Source organism: uncultured Maritalea sp., from assembly GCF_937139385.1.
Classification (GTDB): Bacteria; Pseudomonadota; Alphaproteobacteria; order Rhizobiales; family Devosiaceae; genus Maritalea; species Maritalea porphyrae_A.
The window spans coordinates 1-2,767 of sequence record NZ_CAKZPW010000365.1 but is presented as its reverse complement, the minus strand read 5'-3'; the positions used below and the strand labels follow the sequence as shown (position 1 = coordinate 2,767).

At 49.7% G+C, this 2,767-nt stretch carries 3 protein-coding genes; 1 reads left to right on the top strand and 2 read right to left on the bottom strand.

Features of this window, described 5'->3' with window-relative positions:
• Window positions 1-1,063: protoglobin domain-containing protein (locus tag Q0231_RS14795; RefSeq protein WP_299348640.1), on the bottom strand; the 1,063-nt coding region annotated here is incomplete at its 3' end.
• Between the two features lie 126 nt (window positions 1,064-1,189).
• Window positions 1,190-1,954, bottom strand: a complete 765-nt coding sequence (locus Q0231_RS14790; RefSeq protein ID WP_299348638.1) for a TSUP family transporter — start codon at window positions 1,952-1,954, stop codon at window positions 1,190-1,192.
• A gap of 208 nt (window positions 1,955-2,162) precedes the next feature.
• Between Q0231_RS14790 and Q0231_RS14785 the strand changes: the two genes are divergently transcribed.
• Window positions 2,163-2,546, top strand: coding sequence for a DoxX family protein (locus Q0231_RS14785; protein WP_269392599.1), 384 nt, complete (start codon window positions 2,163-2,165; stop codon window positions 2,544-2,546).
• The last annotated feature ends 221 nt before the right edge of the window (window positions 2,547-2,767 follow it).

Here is a 2,767-nt window from a genome sequence, read left to right as displayed (position 1 = left end):
TGGTCATCACCTCGCCGCCCTGTTCCGCTGTTTGGCGCACATCGTCAGCGTGTTGCATGGCTTTGTTGGCTTCTTTGGTGTTTTCACCCACCGTTTCAGAAAGGTTCTTGATGGTCGCAGAAGTTTCACCAATTGCCGAGGCTTGTCGCGTGCTGCGCTCGCTCAAATCGTTGGCCCCAGACAAGATCTCGCTGGTGGCCGTTTTTAGTGAACCCGAGGTTTCTTGAATTTGCGAGATCAGTTTTGACAATTGATCGGCAACCGTATTGATGTTTGACTGGAGTTGACCGAATGAGCCTTTGAAGTTGCCATCCATACGTTTAGTCAGGTCAGCTTCCGCCAGCGCGCTCAAAACCTCGTCCGCGCGGGAAAGACCATCATCAACCGAGTGCATGAGGTTGTTGGTGCTGTCCACAAGGGAGGCCAGATATTCGTTCTCCACGTCAGCTTGTGCACGCTGAGTGAAATCGCCTTCTTGAGCAGCTTTCACCACCCGTTGAATTTCTGCGTTTACATTTTCAGTTTCAAGGCGGCGTTGATGAATGTATGAGCTGATGGAAAACTCCACGTCCATCAAAAGGGCCTTCATAAGGGCTGAAACAGTTTTGCCTAATTCCTTGGCGTCCACATTGGAGCCGCCACGGCCAAACAAGCTTTTTTTGCCTCCAGCAGCGGCCAACTGATCTGTGATCACGCCTTCAATCAGCGTTTCCACCAATAGTGCATATCCTGAAATATAATGTTTAGGTTCAAGGCCAATTTTTGCATGTACGTCGCCAACTCGGCGGCTCGCGCGCAGAAAGTCCTGACCGATGTCACCATCAGCAATCCGCTCCCAATGGGCGAGTTGTTTTGCCTTAGCGTTGTTGCGACTAGCGTCGGAACTAAACATCTTATTGAGGTGATCAATTCCGCTCAGTTTCTCGTAAAACCGATCAAGCGCATCGGGCATATGCGACATAACAGAAGATTTGACGGACCTTATACGCGCGCAACTGGCGTCGTCCAATTCCATAATATCACGGCGTTCGTTGACGGACTTTTGATCCTGTTCGTTGTTCATGCCCTACTCCCGACGGCGATTGCTGATTGTTTCAAACCAGAATCAGCAAATACTATTCACGGGCGAGTATTTAAGAACATGTTTAAGACAGCATTAACCATGCGCGCGTTGCTAATAAAAACTTGTCTAGGCACCAAAAATAATCGGCCAAAGCAGGCGTATGGCCATGGTCATGGAAATCACAACAATGAGCGGCTTGATTAAACTTGCACCAAACCTCATGCCCGTGCGTGCGCCCAAGTATCCACCAGCGATTTGCCCAACGATCATGGCACCTCCGGCAAGCCAAACAACATCCCCACCCAGAATGAAAAACATCAGGGCAGCAAAATTGGAAACGGCATTGAGAACCTTGGTATTGCCCACCGCGCGGGTCAACCCAAGACCAAATAGTGTAACAAAACCAGCAATGAAGAATGAGCCAGTGCCCGGCCCGAACACGCCGTCATAAAAGCCAATTGCAAAGCCCATGATCGGGGCGAAAATAGCAAACGCCAGTCGCTCCGTTCTGGCCTCATCTGTCATTTTGGGCGAAAACATGAAGTATAGCGAAACAAAAATGAGCAAAACGGGGACCAACAGCGTCAGAATATCGGTGTCCATCGATTTGGCGGTTGCCGCCCCGATCATTGACCCCAAAAACGTCAGTATAACCGGCATTATCAGCGTTTTGAGTTGAATAAAACCGCGCCGCCAATAGGTAATTGCCGCAACCGTTGTTCCGACTACCGACTGCAATTTATTGGTGGCAAGCGCCGAAAGTGGCGGCACCCCAACAGACAGAAGGGCTGGCAGACTGATTAAGCCGCCGCCTCCAGCAATCGCGTCCAAAAACGCAGCTAGAAAACCAGCACCGGCTAGAAATAGCAAAGCAAAAAGATCAAGTTCCAATGTCGTATAGCTTTTTAAAAGAGGTAGGATGGTGGGAAGCTAGCCCCAGCGTTGCGATCCGTCGATGGCGGAGATTTCGCGCAAAATCCATGTCGAAATCTGATTGGTGTTGAATTGGTAAACATGCTGTTATTATTCACGATATTTAAACACTGAAGCAATTGGTGCAGTGTCCGCTTCGTTTTATCGAACAATGGGGAACAGATAGATGGATGGACTACAAAAGGTTGCGCCGCTTATTGCGCGCATATTCTTGGCAATATTGTTTATAATGGCCGGTATCGGCAAACTTACTGGTGCCGAAGCCACGGCGGGTTATTTTGGCGCTCTTGGCATCCCACTTCCGGGTGTCTCTGTTTATCTTGTTGGCTTGTTTGAGCTGGTTGGCGGGATCGCGATCGTGGCAGGTTATCAGACACGGAACGTGGCCTTGGCATTTGCTGTGTTCAGCATTGCCAGCGCCGTATTGGCCCACACCAATTTTGCTGATCAAACACAAATGATCATGTTTATGAAAAACTTGGGTCTGGCCGGTGGCTTCTTGCTGCTTTGGGTTCATGGCCCAGGCGGCATGGCAGTTGACAAAAAATAGTCAATCAACGCTCTAACACGCCGCGCCCACTCAATTGGCGCGGCGCTCTATTTCTAAGACGTCAAAGCTTGTAAGGCTTGCTCACCCAGGCCGGGTTTGAATTGATCCAGAAGCGCAACAAGCTGAGATTTTTTTTCCGCCGACCAATCCGCAGTCTTTGAGGCGACAAGGTTTGCTTCAGATTTCAAAATCAGCCCGTCAGTTGGCACTTTGAGCTGATT

Coding starts and splice junctions, on each gene's coding strand:
- Q0231_RS14785 (WP_269392599.1), top strand. CDS start 2,163: ATGGATGGACTACAAAAGGTTGCGCCGCTTATTGCGCGCATATTCTTG.